We start from the raw sequence: 16,663 nt of genomic DNA, 5'->3' as shown, positions 1-16,663 counted from the left end.
ACGCGGACAGCTCGCGCAGTGTCAGCGCCTCCGCGTAGCGTCGCACGACACATGAAGAAGACGACATCGACCCGACAGGGGTTCCCCGTGGCTGCTGCTGACCGAGACAAGGCACTGGAAACCGCCCTCGCGCAGATCGAGCGCCAGTTCGGCAAAGGCTCGATCATGCGCCTGGGCGACGACAACCGCCCCGCGATCGAGTCCGTCCCGACCGGCGCGATCGCCCTGGACGTCGCCCTCGGCATCGGCGGAATTCCCCGCGGACGAATTGTGGAGGTCTTCGGACCGGAGAGTTCGGGGAAGTGTACATTGTCGGACACTCGTGTTTGGTCCGATGCTGGCTTGGAAACCGTTGGTGAACTCTTCGCTCGCGCGCATGTGGACTTGGATGGCGAAGAGTCAGTCATCGACATTCGCGATCTTGGAATCAGGGCGGTTAACGAATTCGGAAACCTCGAACAGGTTGCCGCGTTGACTCGCAACGGGATGCGGGATGTAAAGAAGATCTCCTTGGAGTCTGGGCGATCGGTCTCAATTACTAAAAATCATCCCTTGAGAGTTGTTTCCCATTCGGGGAGCATCGTCTGGCGCGAGGCGCAAGACATCAATGTTGGGGACAAGATTGTTTCTGCCAAGTTTGGTTCTCAGGAGTCCGCAGGAGGGTGGCTCAGTGAGGATGAGGCGGTCTTCCTTGGCTACCTGGTAGCTGAGGGTTGCTTGAGTATTCCGAATCAATTTACATTCACAAATTGTGACTCCGTGGTTGGCGAGGAATACGCGAGTCTTGTTCGCTACTTGTTCGATTATGAGGTGAAGCGTCGAGACAGGGGTGCGGCTATTGACTACAAGGTGTATAGCCGCGGTATTCGTGAGACGCTGCAGACTCAATACGGACTCGATGTCGTCAAGGCTGCTGGAAAGTCCGTCCCTTACTGCGTGCGCACGGCTGGCGACAAGGCTCAGCGCGCATTTCTGTCTGCCTTGTTCGAGGGTGACGGCTGGATTGACACCAAATCCACGGTCGGATTGGGCACCGCGTCACAGAAGCTGGCGCGCGACGTTCAACTGCTGCTCTACGGCCTAGGGATCCCCGCTTCGGTCTACTCAAAGTTCAACAAGATCTATGAGCGGCACTACTGGAGCGTGATCATCAACCCGTCGGCCGCGCATCGTTTCCTCAGTGAGATCGGCTTCCGCTCGCAGCGTCGGGCGGCCCAGGTTGAGAAGAACTTTCATCACCCAAAGCACAGTCCACAGGTTGAGAATATCCCATTTATGCGGGATCTGATCCGCGACATTCGCGACAGTATCGGTGGAGATCGCGAGTTCGACGAAATCGCCGGCGATCTCTTTCGTAAGAACATCAACTTGTCATGTAGCCCGGACCGCCTCCATCGGATCATCCAGTGGGCTGAGGCGCGGATTCCGCGTCAAGATTCTCCCGCAGGCTCTTTGCTCAACCATCTTCGGTTCCTGGCTGGTGCTCCCTATACTTATGAGGAAGTCATCTCTGTCGAGGACGCTGGCCGCCAGCCCACATTCGATCTCATGATGCCGGAGACCCACAGTTTCCTGGCCGAAGGAATTGTCTCGCACAACACCACCGTCGCATTGCATTCTGTCGCTGGAGTGCAAAACGCCGGTGGAATCGCCGCGTTTATTGACGCCGAGCACGCGTTGGACCCGGAGTACGCCAAGAAGATCGGCGTCAACGTGGATGACCTGCTGCTCTCCCAGCCGGACACCGGTGAGCAGGCGCTCGAGATCGCGGACATGCTGATCAGGTCCGGTGCGGTCTCCATCATCGTCATCGACTCCGTCGCGGCCCTGGTCCCCCGTGCGGAGATCGAGGGCGAGATGGGCGACAGTCACGTCGGTCTCCAGGCGCGATTGATGTCCCAAGCGCTACGCAAAATCGCGGGTGCGTTGCGGCAGACGAACACCACGGCCATTTTCATTAACCAACTCCGCGAAAAAGTCGGCGTGATGTTCGGCTGTATGCATTACAACACGCGGGTTACGCTGGCCGATGGTTCGCAGGAGAAAATTGGGAAGATCGTCAACCAGAAAATGGATGTCGAGGTCCTTTCCTATGACCCAGAGCGGGACGAGGTCGTTCCGCGGCGCGTCGTCAACTGGTTCGACAACGGTCCGACCGACCTCTTCCTCCAGTTCACGGTGGGTACCTCCGGCGGCAACGGGCGGTCGCAGTTCGCGGCGACTCCGAATCACCTCGTACGCACACCCGGAGGTTGGCGAGAGGCGGGGGAGCTTCTCCCCGGCGACCGGCTCCTCGTCCGTACGCAGCACCAGTTGAACGACCAGCAGCGACAGGTCGTCCTTGGCGCGGTCATGGGGGACGGTTCCCTGTCGCCCAACACCCGTGGTCGGACCGGAGTCCGATTCCGGATGGGACACGGCGGACAGCAGGCCGACTACCTGGACTGGAAGGTCTCCCTTCTGGGCAACATCGGCCACTCCCGGACCACCAGCGACAAGGGCGCGGTGTTCGCCGACTTCACCCCGCTGCCAGAGCTGCACGAACTGCGCGAGGTCGTCTACTTCGGTGACGGCAAGAAGCACCTCACCTGGGAGTACCTGAAGTCCCTCACCCCGCTCGCCCTGGCGGTGTGGTACATGGACGACGGCTGCTTCGTTCCGCGCTCCAAGGGGGTCCAGCAGCGCACCGCTGGTGGATCAGGCCGGATCGAGATCTGTGTGGAGGCGATGAGCCCGGGGTCACGCGAACGACTCCTCGCCTATCTGCGCGACACCCACGGACTGGACGTGAAGCTGACCGAGCGTGGCACCCGGGACATCGCGACCCTGATCTTCTCCACCGCGGCCACCGCCCGGTTCCAGGAGATGATCGCGCCGTACGTGCATGAGTCCATGGCCTACAAGCTCCTGCCCCGGTTCCAGAACCAGTGCGAGATCGAGCCCGAACTCTCCGAGCCGGTCAACCGCCTGGCCGCCGCGCCCATCCTCGACATCCACGACAAGCCGCAGACACGGAGCACGCACCGCTTCGACATCGAGGTGGAGGGGAACCACAACTACTTCGTGGACGGGGTGATGGTCCACAACAGCCCCGAGACCACGACCGGTGGGCGGGCGTTGAAGTTCTACTCCTCGGTTCGGTTGGACGTGCGGCGGATCGAGACGTTGAAGGACGGGACGGACGCGGTGGGGAACCGCACGCGGGTCAAGGTGGTGAAGAACAAGGTGGCTCCGCCGTTCAAGCAGGCGGAGTTCGACATCCTGTACGGGGTGGGGATCTCCCGTGAGGGTGGGCTGATCGACCTCGGGGTCGAGCACGGGGTCGTGCGTAAGGCGGGTGCCTGGTTCACCTACGAGAGTCATCAGTTGGGGCAGGGCAAGGAGAACGCCCGGAACTTCCTGCGGGAGCACACCGACATCGCCTACGAGATCGAGAAGAAGATCAAGGACAAGCTCGGTATCCCGATGGGGACCGACGCCGATGCGGCGGGGGCGGCCGCGGATGGCGCCGCCACGGCGGGTGAGAAGGACAAGGACAAGGTGAAGGAGGCCGCGCCGGCCACGCCGTCTGGCGGCAAGCGCGGCGCGCGGAGCTAGTCCGTGTCGGAGGACCAGGGGGCCGAGGCCAAGGCGCGGAACATCTGTCTGCGTCTGCTGGCGTCGGCCCCCCGGACCCGGGCGCAACTGGCCGAGGCCCTGCGTCGTCGCGAGGTCGACGACGACACCGCGGAGGCGGTGCTCGGCCGGTTCGGTGAGGTCGGCCTGATCGACGACGCCGCCTTCGCCGCGGCGTGGGTGGAGTCCCGGCACACCGGGCGCGGACTGGCCCGGAAGGCCCTCGCGGTGGAGCTGCGGCGTCGTGGCGTCGCCGAGGACATGGTGCGGGAGGCGGTGTCCGACGTCGACCCCGCTGACGAGGAGGAGATGGCGCGCCACCTCGTGCGGCGGAAGCTGGCCGCGACGCGGGGGAAGGAGCCCGCGACCCGGGTGCGCCGGCTGATGGGGGTTCTGGCCCGGAAGGGATACTCCTCCGCTCTCGCCTATCGTGTTGTGCGGGAGGAATTGGATTCCGAAGGAATCGAATTCGAGCTTGGCGATCCTGACGTGGAGTAACTCCACGGGGTAACGGAAATCCCGCCCCAACGGACTCTCTGTGACGCTTCAAGCCACACCACCTGGGTAATTCCCTATCGAGGTGACACCCCGACGTGTCCTCGCCGTCGCTTACGCACGGCAGGATGCGGTCACGGGTTTGATACCGGGAGGGGGCGGGGTTGGACCACATCACCACTGCCCTCCCTCTCGGAGTGCTGGTCGGCCTCGCGCTCCTGCTGGGCGTCCTCGCGGTCCTGCGTTCGCTGTTTCATGTCATGTCCCGGCAGTCGTCCGGGCTGTCTGCCCCTGCGACAGCGGAGTTGACGGGCCGGGAGGAGCGGGTGGCGGAGCGGGAGGCCGTCCTCGAGGAGGGCATGCGGCGCCTGGCGGCGGAGGGGCGCCTGATCGAGGATCGGTCGACGCGGCTGCGGGCGCGGGAGGAGGAGCTCTCCCGTCTGACGGAGGAGCACCGCGGCGCTCTTGAGTCGGTGGCGGGTCTCCGCCGCGACGAGGCCCGGGAGCGGCTGCTCGCCGAGGCCAGGACTGAGGCGACGCGCGAGGCGGCTGTGGTGGCGCGCCGAATCGAGGGGGAGGCGCGGACCGAGGCCGAGCGGCGTGCGCGGCACATCGTGGCGGTGGCTGCCCAGCGAATGGCGGTGGAACAGACCACGGAGTCGGTGGTGACGACGGTGCGTCTGCCGCACGACGACATGAAGGGGCGGATCATCGGCCGTGAGGGGCGCAACATTCGGTCCTTCGAGGCCGTCACCGGGGTGAACGTCATCGTCGACGAGACACCGGAGGAGGTGCGGCTCTCGTGCTTCGATCCGGTACGACGTGAGGTGGCGCGCCGTACGCTGGAGGGTCTGATCGTCGACGGTCGGATCCACCCCAGTCGGATCGAGGAACTGTTCGAGGCCAGTGGCCGCGAGGTGGAGGAGTCCTGCGCGCTGGCGGGGCGCGACGCCCTGGTGGAGACCGGGGTGGACGACGTCGCACCGGAGTTGGCGTCGCTGTTGGGCCGGCTCCGGTATCGAACGTCCTTCGGGCAGAACGTGCTCGCTCACCTGGTGGAGTCCGCCCACGCCGCGGGGTTGATGGCCGACGAGCTGGGGGTCTCCCGGCGCGTGTCGGTGCGGGCCGCCCTGCTGCACGACATCGGGAAGGCGCTGCCCCATGACGCGGCGGGCAGTCACGCGCTCGCCGGGGCGGCGGTCGTGCGCCGCCTGGGTGAGGACGAGGCGGTGGTGCACGCGATCGAGGCGCACCACAACGAGGTCGAGGTGCGCAGCCCCGAGGCGTTGTTGGTGCAGGCGGCCGACGCGATGAGTGGAGGCCGGCCGGGGGCTCGCCGCGACAGCGCCGAGGTCTACGTTCGCCGGCTGCGGCGCCTGGAGGAGTTGGCGTTGTCCAGCCCGGGGACGACTGAGGCGTTCGCGATGCGCGCCGGTCGGGAGGTGCGGGTCCTCGTCACCCCGGACGAGGTTGACGATGTCCAGGCCCAGGTGATCGCCCGGGACATCGCCAAGCGGGTCGAGGAGGAGAACAACCACACCGGCCAGGTCCGGATCACGGTGGTCCGTGAGTCCCGCGCGATCGAGATCGTGCGGTAGACCCTCCGGTGCGGGCGTCCCGTGCCGAACGCGGGTGTGGTGCCGGCGTGCGTGTGTCAGGAGGTGGGTTCCTCCTCGCGTTCGCCTTCCACGTCGAAGGGCTCACTCCCGGTGGAGGGAGAGTCCTCGGGCTCGGAGGGGGCCGCCGGCTCCTGCTCGCGCGCCGGTGGGGGGTCCGTGGTGAGAGTGATCGGCGGAACCTCAGGGGGGTCGAAGCCGAAGACCTCACCGTAGAACGCGAGTTCCGCCTCCAGGGCGCGGGCGCGGTTGTCGGCCCGCAGGAACCCGTGGGGTTCGCCCTCGAACTCGATGTAGGCGTAGCGGACGGAGTTCGCGGCGAGCGCCTCGGCGAACTCCGTCGCCTGGGACGGCGGCACGACGGGGTCCTCCGAGCCCTGGAGCAGCAGTACGGGGACGGAGACCTCCCCGGCGCGGGTGATGGGGGAGCGCTCGGTGTAGGTGGCCGCGTACCCCGGCAGCGGGCCGACCAGGGAGTCGGGGTAACGCGACTCGAAGTCGTGGGTCTCCCGGGCGAGCCGCAGCAGGTCGGTCACTCCGTACTGGGAGACACCGCAGGCGAAGACGGAGTCGGTCAGGGCGAGGAGCGCGGTGAAACCGCCGGCGCTACCACCTCGGACCGCGATGCGGTCGGCGTCCGCGACTCCCCGGTCGATGAGGGACCGCGCCGCGGCCACGGCGTCCTCGACGTCGACGACGCCCCACTGGCCCTTGAGTCGTTGGCGGTAGGAACGGCCAAACCCTGAGGAGCCCCCGTAGTTGACCTCGGCGACGCCGATGCCGCGACTGGTGAAGTAGGCGCGCTCGGTCCGCAGCGCCGTGGTGGATGCGGTGGTGGGGCCGCCGTGGACCCACACCACGTATGGTGCGGGGCCCGTGTCCACGTGGTTGGGGTTGGTGGGCGGGTAGATGGTGGCGTGGATGGTGGTGCCGTAGCGTCCGCTGAGCTCGACCGGTTCGGGAGTGGGGAGGTAGCTGGGATCCGTGGTGGCGGCCTCCCCGCGCAGGATCTCCGCGGTGCCCGTCTCGGGGCTCAGTCGGACGATGCTGGGCTCGACGGTGGGGGAGCCGGCGACCCCCACGACGGACGTGCCGTCGCTGGCGAGGGTGCTCCAGGAGGTGTACTCTTCCGCGATCGGCGTGAGCTCACCGGAATCCGGATCGAGGATCGCCGCGGCGAGGTCGGCGTCGCCGTGCAGCAGCGCGATCCGTCCGTCGGACAGGACCTGGTAGGGGCTGGTGCCCAGCCGCCAGGGGGGAGCGGCGAACTCCTCCTCAGCGGGGTGCAGGGACATCGCCGGCATGGTGAGGCCCACCTGGTAGAGGTTCCACCATCCGGGCCAGTCGGACAGGCAGTAGAGGGTGGAGGAGTCCCGCCACTGTGGGGCGAGGACGCTCTCGGATATGCCGCCCTTGAGGGTGCGCACGCCGGTGAGGGGGCCCGTCTCGGGGACCGTGCCCACGCGCAGCTCGGTTCCGTCCCATGGCATCCGGGGGTGGCTCCACGCGATCCAGGCCAGCCGGGCGCCGTCGGGAGAGGGGGTGGGGCTGGCGAAGAAGTCGGCGCCGGAGTGGAGTTCTCGGACGAGCGCGGGGTCCGTCGCGGCGGCACCGGAGAGAGGGACGGTGACGATGGACCGGCGGACGGCGGGCGTGTGCTCCTCGCGTACGCACACGAGGTCCTCGCCCATCACCTGGAGGTCGGCGAAACGAACACCGCCGGGGCTCGGCGGTTCGGGGGTGAGGGGCTCGGGCCGGGTGGAGCCGGCCGGTAGGAGGTAGAGGCGCTGGTCGCTTGCCTCACTGAAGACGACATGCCATGCGCCGTCGCGCTGTACGGGCAGGTAGGAGCGTCCGCCGTACTCCTGTACCCGGGTGCGGGCGGACCAGGGAGGAGGCAGGACCTCGGTGACGGAGCCGTCCACGTCGCGGCGCATGATCGTGCCACGGCCGTCCTCCAGAGCACGGACTTCCTGCCACCACACGGTCTCCCCATGAATCGAGGGGAAGTCCGGTCGGCGGCCTCCGGCGGCGATGTCCGCTGCGACCAGTGGGGACGGCCAAGATCCATAGGGGGCGATCATGTGACTGTTGGACGGTCCCTGCGGCGACTCCACGGGGACGCCCTCCTCCTCTCCCGCGGTGTGACGCGACGTCGTCGTCACGGCGTGCGACGACGTGGCTTCCTGTGGACGGTGCGGATGCACCCGCGGTCGATGACGACCGAGTGAGGGTGGCACACCACCGTGGCCATAGTGGCGCAAAGAGGACCGAATCGTCGAATTGCCCGGGCCGGGACGGCCGACGGCCGTGGTCCCGCCGTCGTGAGGCGGAACCACGGCCGTGCGCTGGAGCTATGTGGTGGCGTTACTCATGTCGTGGGCCGTCTTGGGGGTGCCGCGCGTGTTCCAGTAGTGCGCGGCGAAGATGACCGTGGCCATGGCGAAGCCGATGACGTCGGTGAGCCAGCCGAAGTGCAGCAGGAGGAGTCCGGAGACCGCGATCAACAGTCGGGTGCTCACGTTCAACGGCCGGTTGATGAAGCCGGCGACGGCCACGCTCACCAGGCTGACGCCCAACGCTCCGGTCACTCCGGCGAGGATGCCGGTGGCGATGGTGACGTTCTGTAGCAGGAGCTGCGGCGAGATCACGAACATGAACGGAACGACGAACCCGGCGACCGCGATCCGTACCGCCTGGACCCCCGTGCGGATCGGGTGACCGCCGGAGATGCCGCACGCGGCGTAGCAGGCGAGGCAGACCGGGGGCGTGATGTCGGCCATGATGCCGAAGTAGTACACGAACATGTGCGCCATCAGCAGCATGGACAGCGTCGGGGAGTCCAGGTCGGCCTGGAGCACCGCGACGATGGCGGGCGCGGCGAGGGTCGCGGTGATGACGTAGTTCGCCGTCGTCGGCAGGCCGATGCCCAGGATCAGACAGGCGAGCATCGACATGAACAGCAGTGGGACCAGCTCGACCGAGCCCTCGGCCGCCATCGCGGCGAGGTCACCGCCCACGACGGGCAGGAATCCGATGGCGCTGACGATGACGTCGCTGATCGACGTGGCGATGCCCAGCAGTCCGGAGGAGAGCTTCAGCCCGAGGTCGGTCGTGGTGATCACGCCGGAGATGAGACCCGCGGCGGCACAGGCCAGGATGATCGGCAGCGCGATCCGGGACGCGGCGACGAGACCGTCGAGGAGCTTGTGCAGGTCGAGCTGGTCGGCGCCGTCACGCTTCCAGTTGCGGAACAGGGCGGCGACGAGGATCGTGAGAGCCGCGACGAGCAGTGCGATGAACAGGGCCTGCACGCCACGGTGCGCGGTACCGAGGAACACCTGGATCAGTTGCACGACGAGGACGGCGCCACCACCGGCGACGATGATGGGGAGGGCGAAGGCCACCGAGTCGCGGGCGATCTCGCCGACGGCGCGTAGCCGGAGCCGGCCGTCGATGACGCTCCAGGGCATCGCCACGAGCTGGGCGACGAAGTTCAGCGCCACGGTGGTGACGACCGCGCCCATGGCCGCGGGCAGCGGCGAGTAGCCCATCGAGAGCAGGACGAAGATGGCGATCACGGGGATGAGCAGGTATCCGCGGGTTGCCATGAGCCTGCGCACGTTGGGCAGCATGTTCTTCGGCAGGCCGCCGATGCCCAGCCGTTTGGAGTCGTAGTGGATGACGACGAACTGCGACAGGAAGAAGAAGATCGCGGGGATGATCGCGGCCTGGAGGATCTGTTGGTAGGTGGCCTGCGTGAACTCGATCATGATGAACGCGCCGGCGCCCATGATCGGCGGCGCGATCTGGCCACCTGTGGACGAGGACGCCTCGACACCGCCGGAGTACTCCTTGGAGTAGCCGGACTTCATCATCATCGGGATGGTGAAGGCGCCGTTGCTGACGGTGTTGGCGACCGAGCTACCGGTGATGGTTCCCGCGAAGGCGCTGGTGATGACCGACACCTTGCCGGTGCCGCCGGTCGCCCACCCGGTGCTGCCGAGCGCGAGATCGGTGAAGAAGCGTTCCATCCCGGTGCGCTGCAGCATGGCCGCGAAGATCATGAACACGAAGATGAACGTCGCGGAGATCCCCAGCGGGATGCCGAACACACCGGTCGTGCCCACGTAGAGGTTGTCGATGGTTCCCTCAACGGAGAACCCGCCGTGGCGCAGGAAGCCCGGCATCGACGGTCCGGCGTAGGAGTAGAACAGCATCACGCTGGCGAGGACGACCAGGGCCCCACCGAGGACTCGGTAGGTGGCGACGAGGATCAGCAGGATGCCGATAGTGCCGACGGCGACGTATCCGGGGTCGGTGGCGCCGCCTGGGTTCCGGGCGATGTCCTCGTAGTTGAAGAACATGTACAGCCCGGCGAGCAGGCCGAGTCCCGAGAGGACGATGTCGGCGGGCTTCACCCCGAAGATGGTGAACGGCACGAGCTGGGAGGCCTGGACTAGGGCGAGGATGGCGGCGGCGGGGGCGATGACCGCCCATCCCGCCTCGCCGGACACCAGGAGGTAGACCAGCACGAGGACCGAGGTGGCCAGGGGGCCCCACCGGGTGATGTTGCCCCACAGCGACGAGGGAAGCAGGCTCGGCGTGCGCAGGAGTACCAGCGCCACGGCCAGCGCCGCCACGACCAGGAGCATGCTCGGCCACGGCAGGAAGAAGAACATTCCGTAGGTGTTGCTGGTGACCAGATCCAGGGTGATGAGCGCGGCACCCGCGACCAGGGCCCATCCGGCGCCCTTCTGCGCACGGGACGGTGCGGCGTCGGACCGACGGACCGCGAACACCAGAAGCCCGATGAGTAGCGCCACGGCCCCACCGATGAGGGGGATCGGGAGGAATACGTAGGCGTCGCCCATGGCTCCCGAGGCGATGTAGCCCACGAGCAGCGCACAGACGGCCATGGTCGCCCCGTAGGGAACGCCGTGGTTGCTGTGGGTGGACCGAGGGCGCGCGGGATACAGCAGGAAGATCAGTCCGAGGCCCAGGGCGAGGTGGACCGAGCGTTGCTGCAGACCGGGCAGGACCTGCGTCATGCCCGTCCAGAGATGGAAGACCGCGAGGCTGAGCCCGCCGAACAGGACCACCCAGCGCCAAATTCCCAGCTCGCCACCAGGGGCGGTGGGAGCACCGTCGTCGGTGATCGACTCGTGCTCCTCCATCGCCTTGAGGTCCTGCTCGATGCTCTTGAGGGATTCCTTGTCGAGCTGCCCCGGCTGGTCGGTGACGGCCTGGGGGGTACCATCACCGGGCTCAGGGGCCCGCACCTGCTTGTCGCTTGTCATCGCCCGATCCTTGTCATCAGCGGGCACGCCCGCACGGGGGAGCGCCGCGTTCGTTCGGGCGCTCCGCACTGGTGGGGCCGCCCGAACGCGGACGGCCCCACCAGAATCCTCACAGTTGGCCTACGCCTAGAGAAGGCCCTGTTCCTCGTAGTAGCGCTCCGCGCCCGGGTGCAGCGGGATCTCGGCGAGCCCGTCGATGGAGGTGTCGAGCTGGACCTGCTCGCCGACCGCGTGGCCGATGTCGCCCTGGTTCTCGTACATCACCTGCACCAGGTCGTAGGCGAGGTCCTCGTCCAGGTCGGCCCGCGCGTACAGCGACGCCCAGTTGGTCAGGACGGTCACGTCGTCGTCGATCCCGCTGTAGGTTCCGCCGTCGATGACGTAGGAGCTCAGCGTGGGGTCGTCCTCCATCAGCGCGTCGGCCTCGGGGCCGTCGATGTTGACGAGGTCGATGTCGGTGCTGGCGCCCGCCTCCTCGATGCCGGACGCGGGGACGGAGAGGATCCCGAACGCGGCGTCCACCGTGCCGTCGCCGAGGGCGGTGGCCGCTTCGCCGAAGTCACTGTCGTAGGGGTCGATACCCGAGTCGGGGTCGATGCCGTACGCCTCGAGGATCCGGGTCGACAGGCCCTCGGTGCCGCTGCCGACCGGTCCGATCTCGACCGCGGCGTCCTCGAGGTCGGCCACCGACTCGATGCCGGAGTCCGCCCGCACCACGAGCTGCATGACCTCGGGGTAGATGTTGCCGAGGAAGACGATCTCGTCGGGGTTCTCCAGTGGCTCGTCCTCGAAGTCCACCGTGCCAGCGAAGCCCTGCTCCGCGGTGCCGTTCACGGACATGATGAGCTCGTTGTCACCGTTGTCGAGGTTGCGCAGGTTCTCGACCGACGCGCCCGTCTCCTGGGTGTCGACCGAGACACCGTCGATGTTGTCCGACCAGATCTGGGCGATCTCGCCACCGAGCGGATAGTAGGTGCCGCCCACGGATCCGGTGCCGAGGCGGAGGTCGGTCACCTCCTCGCCGTTGTCATCCGGAGCCTCGGCGTCCTCGGGGGCCTGGCAGGCGGTGAGCGCGACGGCCCCAGCCAGTCCCATGGCCGCCAGTACCCGGGCTTGTCCAGTGGTCCTCATGCGTTCCTCCATCAAGTTCGTATTGCCCACCGAACGCTTCCGCTCCCGATGTGCACATACGCGCAGGCAGCATCACACCTGACTCCGTACAGTGGCCCAAACAGTAGGCAATGTGGCGCCAATCGCGCGTTCCGGGTCGGTTACAACTGGGAAACGATGAACCTGTTGGGAAAGCGGGCTTTTACCCATGGTTATGACGCCTGGTGGGTCCGGTGGGGCGGGACTTCGGTGCCTCGCGGGCTCGGGCAGGTCCGAAATCGCTCGAGCGTGCGGCAGGACCGTGGGAACGCCGTAGCCTGGTGGGGTGAGTCCGAGTCGTACCTACGAAGTGCGCACCTACGGCTGCCAGATGAACGTCCACGACTCCGAGCGGCTCGCCGGGCTGCTCGAAGACGCGGGCTACGCACCCGCGGCCGAGGATGCCACCCCTGACGTCGTCGTCTTCAACACCTGTGCCGTTCGCGAGAACGCCGACAACCGCCTGTACGGCAACCTGGGGCACCTGCGTCCGACGAAGGACGCCCACCCGGGGATGCAGATCGCGGTGGGCGGATGCCTGGCCCAGAAGGACCGCGGGGAGATCTCCCGTCGCGCGCCCTGGGTCGACGTGGTGTTCGGGACGCACAACATCGGTTCCCTGCCCACCCTGCTGGAACGCGCCCGGGTGCGGCGCGAGGCCCAGGTGGAGATCGTGGAGTCCCTGGAGACGTTCCCCTCCACCCTGCCCACCCGGCGCGAGTCGGCCTACGCGGCGTGGGTCTCGGTTTCGGTGGGCTGCAACAACACCTGCACGTTCTGTATCGTGCCCGCACTGCGTGGCAAGGAGAAGGACCGCCGGCCCGGCGACGTCCTGGCCGAGGTCCGCGCGGTAGTCGACGAGGGAGCGGTCGAGGTCACACTGCTGGGGCAGAACGTGAACGCCTACGGCAGCGAGTTCGGTGACAGGACGGCGTTCTCGTCGTTGCTGCGCGCGTGCGGCGAGATCGAGGGGTTGGAACGGGTCCGGTTCACCTCGCCGCACCCGCGGGACTTCACCGACGACGTGATCGCGGCGATGGCCGAGACCCCGAACGTGATGCCGCAGCTCCACATGCCCCTGCAGTCCGGATCGAGTCGGATCCTCAAGTCCATGCGGCGCTCCTACCGCCAGGAGCGGTTCCTCGGCATCGTGGAGCGGGTACGTGAGGCCATGCCCGAGGCCGCCATCACCACCGACATCATCGTGGGTTTCCCCGGCGAGACCGAGGAGGACTTCGCCGAGACCCTGCACGTGGTGGAGCGGGCCCGGTTCTCCGGTGCCTTCACCTTCCAGTACTCGCCGCGGCCGGGCACCCCCGCCGCCACGATGGAGGAGCAGGTGCCCAAGGAGGTCGTTCAGGAACGCTACGAGCGGCTCGTGGAGCTGCAGAACGGCATCTCCTGGGCGGAGAACGAGAAACTCCTGGGGCGCGAGGTCGAGGTGTTGGTCGCGGAGAACGAGGGCCGCAAGGATGGCGACACCCAGCGGATGTCGGGTCGAGGACCGGACAACCGACTGGTGCACTTCGCCACCCACGGTTCGGACGCACCCCGACCCGGTGACTTCGCCACCGTGGAGGTCACCCGCGCGGCACCCCACCACCTGGTCGCGGACTCGGGGATCCGCGGCGTGCGGCGGTCCCGAGCGGGTGACGCCTGGGCGGAACGCAACGGCCTGACGCCGCGGCCCGCCAGCACCCTGTTGGGCATGCCCACCGTGGGGGCACCGCCGGTCGCTCCCACCGGAGGGTGCTGCGAGGCCTGACCCACCCGGCGCGTCCCCGCGTGCGTGCGGCGAGCCTCCGCGTCACCGCGGACCTCGGCGCGTCCGATCCGGACGTCGTGTACGTGGTGGGCGCTGGTGCCCACACGCGGGAGCACCCACCACGAGCCGCGGGTACGCTGCGCGGGTTCGGCGTCGACGTCCGGGTCGGGGATGAGGGACCGGCGCGCCTTCCCCTCGCGCTCACCCTCGGCGCGTGGCTCCTCCGCCAGGCGGGCGTCGCCGTGGGCGGGTACCTGGAGGTCGCAGCGGACGAGGCACCGGACTCTTGCGCCCGGTGGGGACGGTCCCTGGCCGGCGCGGCGCCACGCGTCGCGATCCTGGCGCTGGGCGACGGCAGCGCCCGGCGGGGCGAGTCCGCCCCCGGCTACGTGGACACTCGGGCCCCCGCGTTCGACGCCAGGGTCGCCGAGGCCCTGGGCAGCGCGGACGTCGAGACACTCGCGGGGTTGGACCCCGAACTGTGCTCGGACCTGTGGGTGGCGGGCCGCCCCGCCTGGCAGGTGGCGGCCGGAGCCGCGGCGGGCGGGGAGTACACCGCGTCCCTCCTCGCGAACGAGGCCCCGTACGGGGTCGGCTACTTCGTCGCGTCGTGGTGCCGGGGCGCCGACGGTGCCGCGTCGCCCTGACCGGAGCGTGACGCTCGGGCGTCACTGTTGGCCGTGTTCCGACCCCGGCCGGCGGCGCTGTTCCTGGTCTTCGCCAAGGTGGGATCCTCCCGCGGCCGGGTGGTGGGGTGTGGGTCCGGGCGTCGGGCGATCCTCGCGGCGTGCGCGCAGCATGGTGCGCAGGCTCTGTCCGATGAGCAGGAGCGGGACGAACGTGAAGTAGGGGCTCAGAACGTAGGTCCCACCGACGACGTACACCCATCCCATCCAGACGAGCGCCGCGGCGCCCACCACACCGCACAGCACCCGCCACCCCGCGCTCTGCCCGGGGAGGAACACCGTCGCGACCAACGCGAGTCCACCGAGCGTCGTGAGCAGGATCAGGGTGTCGTCTGTCATGTGGGGGCTCGTTTCACAGGTGCCGCGTCGCGGGCTCGGGCGGAGGAGCGGGTCGAGCTCTCAGACGCGGCCTGGGGAGGGCGGGTTCCCGGTGATCTCCGGATTGTCCGGTACCGGGTGTCCGTTCTCGCACAGTTCACAGTCATTGCAGTCATAACTGCAACGACTGTATGATCGCGTCATGTCATCCGAATCCGAACTCGACTTCGCCGATCGCGTCGCGACGTTCTTCGAACACGAGGGGTTCCCCCCGATCGCGGGGCGCGTCGTCGGCTGGCTCCTGATCTGTGAACCACGTGAGCAGAGCGCCGCAGAGCTCGCGGAGACCCTCGGCGCGAGCCGTAGCTCGATCGGCAACGCCACGCGCATGCTGACCACGAGCGGCATCGTGCGGGGAGTCCGTCGTCGGGGGGAGCGACAGGAGTCCTTCCGAATCGACCCGGACGCCTGGAGCCGGATGCTCGCCGAACGGTACGGGCGCACAACGGCGTTCCGTGAGGTGATCGAGCACGGGCTCGACGTCCTCGCCGACCAACCCGCCCCACGCCGGGACCGTCTCGAGGCGGTGCACGAGCTGTACCGGTTCCTCGAGTCCGAGCTCCCCGCCCTCTGGGCGCGGTGGGAGGCCACCCGCGGGAACGTGGCGCGAACCGGGGGCGACGACACCGTCGCGAGCCAGGGGGGCCTCCGAGCGCACCCCCCGCGATCTGGTGACCAGAGGTGAGCGGAGGCGCCGGCCACGGGCGTTTCACTTCGCCGACGCGCATGACGCCGTGAAGGGATGAATGGACATGGTGACCCACCAGGGATCCGTCGAGATGTCAGAGGGACGTATCCACTACCGGATCCAGGGAGAGTCGGGATCACCCGTGGTGCTGTTGCACGGTGCCGGGATCGACAACGGGGCGTGGATCTGGCGGTGGCTCGCTCCGGAGCTCGCGGCCACTCACCGGGTCTATGTTCCCGACCATCCGAAGCACGGGCAGAGCTGGCCGTGGCGCGCCCGTGCCGACCAACGGGGGCAGGAGGAGGTCCTCGCTCGACTGCTCGACCACTGGGAGCTGGAGAGGGCCACGCTCGTCGGGCTCTCCCTCGGGTCGACGACGGCCATCGGCTATACCCTGCGTCATCCGGATCGGGTCCGTTCTCTCGTCCTCACGTCCTGTGGAGGGATCCAGGACCGGGTCCCGAGGCACGGACTCTCCTACCTCGCGCTCCGTACTCCGCTTTCCTGGTCGGTGAGCAGGGCGATGAGCCCCGAGGCCCTGCGACGTTGGGTGCGCCGCGAGGTGAGGTTCGCCGACTACGTGCCTGAGGAGGACATCGACGCGCTCGCCGACCTCGCCGGAGAGGAGCTCGAACGGAAGAGGTCACACGGCGGGCACATGTTCAGCGACTGGAACCGCTACGAGATCGGACCGCGGCGCATGCGCGTGGACTTTCGCGGCCGCCTGTCCGAGATCACGTGCCCCGTACTCCTCGTCCACGGGGAACTCGACGAGGCGGTGCCCCTACGCTACCCACGCGAGGCGGCCGACATCGCCCCCCAGGGGCGGTTGGAGGTGATCGAGGGCGCCGGACACTTCGTTCCGGTCGAGCGCCCCCGGGAGTACTCGCACGTGGTGCGCGCGTTTCTCGACCGTGACACCGGATCCGCCGCGGCCGAGCGGTGAGTTCGCCGGTCGGTCGCCGCCGCGC

At 68.0% G+C, this 16,663-nt stretch carries 10 protein-coding genes and 2 pseudogenes; 8 read left to right on the top strand and 4 right to left on the bottom strand.

The window, feature by feature from the left end:
• Positions 1-87: 87 nt before the first annotated feature.
• The 4 genes and pseudogenes from J4H86_RS27400 to rny form a co-directional block, all read left to right on the top strand.
• Positions 88-315 (top strand): annotated as a pseudogene (locus tag J4H86_RS27400) (recombinase RecA); the annotation flags it as partial.
• Complete coding sequence (locus tag J4H86_RS07910) at positions 310-3,597, top strand: LAGLIDADG family homing endonuclease (RefSeq protein WP_330932532.1); 3,288 nt, start codon at positions 310-312, stop codon at positions 3,595-3,597. The pseudogene J4H86_RS27400 and the gene J4H86_RS07910, both read left to right, overlap by 6 nt.
• 3 nt (positions 3,598-3,600) lie before the next feature.
• Positions 3,601-4,113, top strand: coding sequence for a regulatory protein RecX (locus J4H86_RS07905; protein WP_236542852.1), 513 nt, complete (start codon positions 3,601-3,603; stop codon positions 4,111-4,113).
• Between the two features lie 281 nt (positions 4,114-4,394).
• Positions 4,395-5,708, top strand: a pseudogene (gene rny, locus J4H86_RS07900) (ribonuclease Y); the annotation flags it as partial.
• 56 nt (positions 5,709-5,764) lie between these two features.
• Here the strand turns inward: rny and J4H86_RS07895 are convergent.
• The 3 genes from J4H86_RS07895 to J4H86_RS07885 all read right to left on the bottom strand — a co-directional run bounded on the left by J4H86_RS07895 (position 5,765) and on the right by J4H86_RS07885 (position 12,157).
• A complete protein-coding gene (locus tag J4H86_RS07895) occupies positions 5,765-7,843 on the bottom strand; it encodes a S9 family peptidase (RefSeq protein WP_394356462.1) in 2,079 nt (692 codons plus the stop codon).
• Between the two features lie 237 nt (positions 7,844-8,080).
• Positions 8,081-11,026 (bottom strand): TRAP transporter permease, encoded by a 2,946-nt coding sequence (locus tag J4H86_RS07890; protein WP_236542851.1) that lies wholly within the window; start codon positions 11,024-11,026, stop codon positions 8,081-8,083.
• A 126-nt stretch (positions 11,027-11,152) separates the two neighbouring features.
• Positions 11,153-12,157, bottom strand: a complete 1,005-nt coding sequence (locus tag J4H86_RS07885) for a TAXI family TRAP transporter solute-binding subunit (RefSeq protein WP_236542850.1) — start codon at positions 12,155-12,157, stop codon at positions 11,153-11,155.
• Between the two features lie 328 nt (positions 12,158-12,485).
• Here J4H86_RS07885 and miaB point away from each other — a divergent pair, with 328 nt between their 5' ends.
• Positions 12,486-13,940, top strand: a complete 1,455-nt coding sequence (gene miaB, locus J4H86_RS07880) for a tRNA (N6-isopentenyl adenosine(37)-C2)-methylthiotransferase MiaB (protein WP_269134577.1) — start codon at positions 12,486-12,488, stop codon at positions 13,938-13,940.
• Positions 13,941-13,960: 20 nt separating this feature from the next.
• A complete protein-coding gene (locus J4H86_RS07875; RefSeq protein WP_236542849.1) occupies positions 13,961-14,587 on the top strand; it encodes a class III extradiol ring-cleavage dioxygenase family protein in 627 nt (208 codons plus the stop codon).
• A gap of 21 nt (positions 14,588-14,608) precedes the next feature.
• Here the strand turns inward: J4H86_RS07875 and J4H86_RS07870 are convergent, their stop codons facing one another.
• Positions 14,609-14,965 carry a hypothetical protein gene (locus J4H86_RS07870; RefSeq protein ID WP_236542848.1) on the bottom strand — a complete coding sequence of 119 codons (357 nt, stop codon included), beginning with the start codon at positions 14,963-14,965 and terminating at the stop codon, positions 14,609-14,611.
• Between the two features lie 181 nt (positions 14,966-15,146).
• Between J4H86_RS07870 and J4H86_RS07865 the strand changes: the two genes are divergently transcribed.
• Positions 15,147-15,689 carry a GbsR/MarR family transcriptional regulator gene (locus J4H86_RS07865; RefSeq protein WP_236542847.1) on the top strand — a complete coding sequence of 181 codons (543 nt, stop codon included), beginning with the start codon at positions 15,147-15,149 and terminating at the stop codon, positions 15,687-15,689.
• Positions 15,690-15,783: 94 nt separating this feature from the next.
• The gene (locus tag J4H86_RS07860; RefSeq protein ID WP_236542846.1) at positions 15,784-16,638 is read left to right on the top strand and encodes an alpha/beta fold hydrolase; all 855 of its coding nucleotides are present in this window, start codon (positions 15,784-15,786) and stop codon (positions 16,636-16,638) included.
• The last annotated feature ends 25 nt before the right edge of the window (positions 16,639-16,663 follow it).

The organism is Spiractinospora alimapuensis, from assembly GCF_018437505.1.
Lineage (GTDB): Bacteria > Actinomycetota > Actinomycetes > Streptosporangiales > Streptosporangiaceae > Spiractinospora > Spiractinospora alimapuensis.
This window is presented reverse-complemented; position numbering and strand designations above follow the sequence as displayed.

Coding starts and splice junctions, on each gene's coding strand:
- J4H86_RS07890 (WP_236542851.1), bottom strand. CDS start 11,026: ATGACAAGCGACAAGCAGGTGCGGGCCCCTGAGCCCGGTGATGGTACC.
- J4H86_RS07885 (WP_236542850.1), bottom strand. CDS start 12,157: ATGAGGACCACTGGACAAGCCCGGGTACTGGCGGCCATGGGACTGGCT.
- J4H86_RS07870 (WP_236542848.1), bottom strand. CDS start 14,965: ATGACAGACGACACCCTGATCCTGCTCACGACGCTCGGTGGACTCGCG.
- J4H86_RS07865 (WP_236542847.1), top strand. CDS start 15,147: ATGTCATCCGAATCCGAACTCGACTTCGCCGATCGCGTCGCGACGTTC.
- J4H86_RS07860 (WP_236542846.1), top strand. CDS start 15,784: ATGTCAGAGGGACGTATCCACTACCGGATCCAGGGAGAGTCGGGATCA.